Origin of the sequence: Candidatus Neptunochlamydia vexilliferae (assembly GCF_015356785.1) — a bacterium.
Lineage (GTDB): Bacteria > Chlamydiota > Chlamydiia > Chlamydiales > Simkaniaceae > Neptunichlamydia > Neptunichlamydia vexilliferae.
In genome coordinates this window covers 34,121-40,120 of sequence record NZ_JAAEJV010000016.1, presented here as the reverse complement: position 1 = coordinate 40,120, position 6,000 = coordinate 34,121, and the positions used below count along the sequence as shown (strand labels likewise).

Annotated in this window: 4 protein-coding genes and 1 pseudogene; 1 reads left to right on the top strand and 4 read right to left on the bottom strand. The window is 42.1% G+C overall.

The window, feature by feature from the left end; translation table 11 throughout:
- From NEPTK9_RS04345 to NEPTK9_RS04330, 4 genes and pseudogenes are all read right to left on the bottom strand, one after another.
- Positions 1-684, bottom strand: a pseudogene (locus NEPTK9_RS04345) (transposase); the annotation flags it as partial.
- Between the two features lie 98 nt (positions 685-782).
- Positions 783-935 (bottom strand): hypothetical protein, encoded by a 153-nt coding sequence (locus tag NEPTK9_RS04340; RefSeq protein WP_194847607.1) that lies wholly within the window; start codon positions 933-935, stop codon positions 783-785.
- 65 nt (positions 936-1,000) lie between these two features.
- Positions 1,001-1,213, bottom strand: a complete 213-nt coding sequence (locus NEPTK9_RS04335) for a hypothetical protein (RefSeq protein ID WP_194847606.1) — start codon at positions 1,211-1,213, stop codon at positions 1,001-1,003.
- Between the two features lie 729 nt (positions 1,214-1,942).
- Positions 1,943-3,550, bottom strand: coding sequence for an ATP-binding protein (locus tag NEPTK9_RS04330; protein ID WP_194847605.1), 1,608 nt, complete (start codon positions 3,548-3,550; stop codon positions 1,943-1,945).
- Between the two features lie 1,175 nt (positions 3,551-4,725).
- Between NEPTK9_RS04330 and NEPTK9_RS04325 the strand changes: the two genes are divergently transcribed.
- Positions 4,726-5,748 (top strand): Lpg1974 family pore-forming outer membrane protein, encoded by a 1,023-nt coding sequence (locus tag NEPTK9_RS04325; protein ID WP_194847604.1) that lies wholly within the window; start codon positions 4,726-4,728, stop codon positions 5,746-5,748.
- Positions 5,749-6,000 lie beyond the last annotated feature (252 nt).

Below are 6,000 nucleotides of genomic sequence, written 5' to 3'. Positions count from 1 at the left end.
AGCCAGTGCATCTTCTACCAGAATAACAGGCAAGTGGGGGTGCTCTTTTCTAAAGTCTAAAAGAAACCTCTCACTTGCATTCCTTTCACAGTCATTTTTCGACGAGCCATCTTCTTTCATAATTGGCTCAGGGCAAAGAGGAATCACTTCTTTTTTGTCTGGATGAGCAATAACTGAACCTAAAAACTGATGGTAGTATGTTACAGATCCATTTTTATGGTTTTTCGTACAGCAATTGTCACAGTGTATTTTTGAGGAGGAGAAGTAGCCTGTGCCGTCATTGAGCATAAGAAGCTTACCATTAAGAAATTTATACTTTTCTAAAACTTTACCCCTTTGTAATTTTGCAAAGATAGACTTGAATGGTGATCGCAAATCTCTAGGATTGATGTCATCTAATCGCTCTCTCATGTACGTATCACAAGGAACTCGACTGACCTTAAACAAGTTTTTAATATTTGCCTTTATTGGCTTTTCTTCTTTTTGAGAGTCAAACTGCAATAATGAAGGAAATTTTAGTTTAAACATTGCCAACGCAGACATACAACAATCTGCAATGCTAATTTCCCTTGCTTTCCCCTGATTTCCCACTAAAGGTTCTGCAATTTTCTTGAATTGGTCTTTTGCATTTGCAAGCAACCCTTTCGCCGAAAGGGTGCTCTTTTCTATAAGTCTTCTACTCACTTTCTGCCCTTACCTTTTAATAGTTTGCGAAAACAAAATTTTATAAAAACTGCAAATTAATCACAATCAAGGGCTTAAAATTTTAGCGGGAATTGCTGTTATAAAAAATTTGTCCAATCAATGATTTTGTCAAAGTAGTCTCTATATACCACTTCGTCTGATACATCCCCAATATGAATAAGGATTGGGCGATAAGAAATGTGTTTAGGAATCGCTAAGGCCTCAATCTTTTTTTCCACCTCTTCAATCACTTGTGTCCCTATTGGGTTCTTAGAAAACTTAATCTCACAAATATAAAGAGTTGTTTTTTCCTGAATTAAGTAGTCGATTTGGCACCCTCTGTGCAGTTTTCTGGAGCTATTTCCAAGACTTTTAACAATTCTTGCCTATTGTGAATCACTAGCTTTTCAAACTGAAGTCCCATAATGGAGTCCCAGGAAAGAATGTTTTCTGGATTAGCTGTTTCAAAATCTCCCTTTAGAATTTTTTGTTTGTTCGGCTCTATGTATTTTAAATCTCTCCGGGTCATATTCTCCGCAGCTTGCTGCGAAGATGTGTTAAGCGGGTCGTCCCGAAGGGAAAATTTCTGTAATGCTCCGTAGCTTGCTACGGAGATAGGAAATTTTAGGACCGCGCTTTTAATTGATAGATTTTTGGTTTTTTTTTGCACCGTTAAATTTTTTTTCCGAATTTAGCGGTAGTTTGTGTGGGTTGTGATTTTCACCGCTAAATCACGAAAACTGGATTTAACGTTAAAAATCCTAACTTGGAATTGCGGGTATAATGGTTGCCCAAACAGAGTCTCTCCCCACAATGAAACGTCCTTTTAGGCACTCATTAACAGCCTCCACTACCCCAGGGTGGCGGTAAGAGTAGTCATGACCAGAAAGGAGTCCTTCGGGGCGAACCTTTTTCTACCAAGCTAAGATGTCAGACTTAACGTGGGAATAGCTGTGGTCTCCATCGATGAAGACGATATCTGCTCTGTCAGGAACTAGGTTCTGCTCTAGAAATTTAGGGCTAAGGGCCCGTCAAGAAATAAATGTTACAAGTTGACTGGCTGCGACTTTGCCAAACTAAGCTTCTTCGTCACCCTTCCCTATTGGGAATGATGCTCCTCATTCAGCTTAGTTTTGCTGCGTATCGCTGAGTCAAACTGTAGAATTTATTTATTAACAGGCCCTAAGGGATTCAGAGGAGGTTTTCTTGACTATTGGTGAATCACACTTTTTGGAGGGAAGGGGATCACTCCTTTTCTTTACAATTCCTTAGGAGACAGGTCTTTGAGCTTTTCGCCAGACTCAGAGAGAAGCTCACCTTTCCACCCAGATATATTTCGTGTCTCTGAGGAAAAATTAGCGCCTATAATTGCGATCTCTTTTCCCTTACGGATGTAAGGGTTGAAGTATTCCTTTTGGTGAATCTGCTGAAGGGCTGCATCGATTGAACCGTTAAGCTTAAGTTCAAGGATATAGGTTGTTTTTGGCATCTCTAGCACAACATCTATACGCCCTGTATTTGTTGCCCGTTCTGATAACGGGTCAAACCCCATACCATGCAGCATGGATAGAAGCATCGCTTGGTAAGTGTGCTCTTTGGCCCCAGCAAACACTTGATATGCGAAGCTAGAAAACCCTATCTTTATGTGATTGAAGAGGATGTCGACATGATGCTTTTCTAGCGCTTTTACGAACCTTTCTGAAGACTGCACATCTACGTTATTTGTAAAGTGCTTAACAAGAGAGTTCATGAAAGCCGTTCGCACTTCTTCATTAGGAAGCCCTAAATGGTAGCGATCTGAGATGGGATTATAGTCTTTGATGGTAAAATATCCAACTTGGTACATTAAGGCTTTTAAGTCGATATGCTCTAAGGAGCTGATATCCATAAGCTCATCTTCCCTTGCTGTTGTTCCATCAATTGAAATCATTGATTTGGGGTGATTTTTGAGCTGATCGACCAGAAACGAAGGGGTTCCAGTGCTATACCAATACGTTTTAGGCTTTTTTCTTTGCATAAACTTAAGGGTTGAAAAAGGGTTGTAAACGCAAAGTTTCTCTTCGGAAAATCTATAGCCATTGTACCAGTTCTTAACTTCGTCTATAACCTCTTCTTCTGACACCAAATTTTCCCGTTGACTCCTCCCTTGAGCAATTTTTTGAATGTGATCTCGAAAATTTATTCTTAATTCTTCTTCGGTATATCCCATTATTCCAGCGTAATTGGGATCCATCGTAATATCGTTCAAATTATTGAGAGAAGAAAAAAGTGAAACCCGAGAAAATTTACTAATACCTGTTATAAGTGTGAATTTTAAATACTTGTCTAAGCTCTTAATTGTTCCAAAAAAGTCTCTTAAAAGATCTCTATTCTTTCTGGCAACATCAGGATCTTCTAGATGGTCGATGATAGGTTTATCATATTCATCAATGAGCACTACCACCTTATTCCCATACTTATTCGATAAACCGACAACCAGAGTATCCAATGCAACTTGAATATCAGCTTTGACAATCGAGATATCATGCTCTTTAGCGATAATGTCCAGTCTTACCTGTAAAGCAGTTCTGAGCTCACAGGGGCTATGATTTGCGATTTTTGAAAAGTCTAAGTAAACGACGGGGTGTTTTTGCCAGTTATAGTCGCTCTCATATATTTTGCAGCCCTTGAAAAGCTCTTTATTGCCACCAAGAATTTCTTCTAAAGTGTTAAGGAACAAAGATTTTCCAAACCTTCTGGGGCGGGATATAAAATAATGCTTTCCTGTTTCTATTAACTCTTTGGCAAACGGTGTCTTATCAATATAGACCTGGTTTTCTTCAAGAATTTCACAGATACTTTGGACACCAATTGGTAGCTTTTTCATTTTTTTAATTTTAAGGGATGTTCTTGAAGTCTGCAACTCTAAAATTTTGGCATGGTTCAAAATATAGCATGTTGAGGTAACACTTTACCAAAATAGTAAGGGTCTTGTTCATCCTAAGGAGCTGGGCAAGAATAACTCATGCATTTCTGCAACCATAGCATCTTCATCTGCTTTATTATAAACCCTTGGAAGCTAATAAGTTGCATGCGGGTTTGCGCCGCGCAGCTAAAGCGCTATGGCACCAGAAATGCATAAGTTATTTTTGCCCAACTCCTAAAACGAGTAGATAAAAAGAGTCTTGCTATTTGGTAAAAGATGAGCGAGGTCTTCTTGAAAAAAACTTTCCAGCGAACTGATAGGGCTTCGGAGCCGAAGGCGGAGAAAAGCCATGCGGTGAGCTATCCACGGCTTCAAGCACGGCCCCCCGAGGAGGGGTGATTTGGCTTGCCAGATTGAAGCTCAAGGGGGCAGCGGGGGGCCGTGCAAAGCACTGTTCCACCCCTCGTTCAGATCAATTTTGCAGAGCCATCTTGAAGCCGTGGACACTTCACGACGCAGCTCTTCTTCGCCTACGGCTCCGAAGCTGTGTCAGTTCAGTGGATTTTTTTTTAAGCTGAAACTCGAATCAAAGCGAATATGATAAGTGGCTAAAAACCTGAAAAAAGGAGACTTGCTACTTGGTGAAAGATAAGCAAGGTTTTCTAGAAAAAAACCTTTCCAGCGAACTGACATGGCTTCGGAGCCGTAGGCGAAGAAAAGCCATGCGGTGAGCTGTCCACAAAATCGCCCCGCACGAGGGGTGGAACAGTGCTTTGCACGGCCCCCCGAGGAGGGTCGATTTGGCTTGCCAGATTGAAGCTCAAGGGGGCAGCGGGGGGCCCCGCCCCCGACGTATCTTTCATCCAACTAAGAAGGGATTTGTTGTTCAGGAAAAAGTGTGTGAAAAGATGAACAAGGCCGACCAAAAAGTGTTACCCACGATTGAATCGTGCCTAATTATCAATGAATTATGAAAAATTCATGTAGCATCGGACACTTTTAACGTAGGCAGGGAAAGCAGGAATTGGGGTCTTCCTCATAAGGAAAATTGGTATCAAATGTTTTTTGTGAAAACGCCCTGGTTCAAAATTAGTTGATGTTGGATTTTAATAGTTAAAGGGTGCTAACCTGCCCCTATGAAATGGAAGATTTCACTTATTTTTTTAGCCCTTCCCCTAATTGGTGCTGAAATAGAGGAGCGGATCACTGCCCTAGAGGAGCAGATGGGACAGGTGGGAGAGCAAACGGCCGATGCGGGCTATGGCGCTCGCTTTGCCCCTACTGGCTTTACAAGAGGGTCGGCAGGTGTGGAGTTTTTTGGGGGAGCCCTTTATTGGCATGCGAAGGTTGGGGGAACCGAGTATGTCTATAGTCTTATCAATCAAGCACGTGGGCAAAAGGGAAGGGTTGCAAGTCAAAGATTTGACTGGGACTTTGGGTACCGAATTGGAGCCGGTGTCCGCATCCCTTTGGTAAGTTGGGAAATTGTTGGAACTTACACCCACTATGGAAGTCAAGATCATGAGGGGCGAGGGGTCCCTCCCCCCTCTCTTCTAATCAATCTAAAAGGGGAAGGAATTGTTTCTAGCCAAAGGGCAACCTCTTCATACAAAATCGACTACGATAAAATCGTCTTAGAGATCAAGCGGAGTTCTTTTTTAAGTCGCCTCTTTGGGTTAGGGACAACCATTGGACTTAAGCAAAGCTGGATCGATCAAACCCAGAAGGTTACCTATAAGCCTGAGGTTTTTAAGGTCAAAGATCGGTGTCGATTCCGAGGCCTCGGTCCTAGAATAGGACTCAATGCCAAGTGGCATCTTTTTTCTGGCATTAGCCTTCTTACCGATATTGCAGCCGCCCTTCAATATGGAGATTTTGAGGTGAAACATGCCGAAAATAAAGTGGACCTCAAGGGGGATACCCACATTTTTTCTTCAAGTATCGATTTTTTCATGGGGCTTCAGTGGGAAAAGCCGAAAGAGTGGTATCAGTGGAGCCTTCGGTTAGGCTATGAAGCGGAGTATTACTGGAGGCTCAACAAATCGGTTGAAATTGAAAATGCAATTGGAACAGGAAACGCCGTCCGTTTCCAGCTGATCCGTTACGCCGATGACCTCACCTTTTATGGGGTTACCATGCGCTCAGGAATTGAGTTTTAACCCCCGGTTGTAATCTAGAGAGTGTCGTCAAATTCTCGCTACTGTCTTAGCCCTTTCTATGGAAATCTCCAGCGTTGCCCTGCTTCAAGAGCCCACTTTGGGCTCTCTCCATCGGGCGCCTTAGAGCTCTCTCATAGCAAGAACTCTTCCATCAGAGATAATTTGACGACACTCTCTAGGGTGCCTGAAGGGATTTTCGATTTTTTTTCAGGTTCTGGATGATAAAATGACCACATACTTGGATAAAGTAGG

Bases quoted from the DNA above. Each gene is read 5' to 3' on its own strand.
- NEPTK9_RS04325 (WP_194847604.1), top strand. From the start codon at position 4,726: ATGAAATGGAAGATTTCACTTATTTTTTTAGCCCTTCCCCTAATTGGT.
- NEPTK9_RS04330 (WP_194847605.1), bottom strand. From the start codon at position 3,550: ATGAAAAAGCTACCAATTGGTGTCCAAAGTATCTGTGAAATTCTTGAA.
- NEPTK9_RS04335 (WP_194847606.1), bottom strand. From the start codon at position 1,213: ATGACCCGGAGAGATTTAAAATACATAGAGCCGAACAAACAAAAAATT.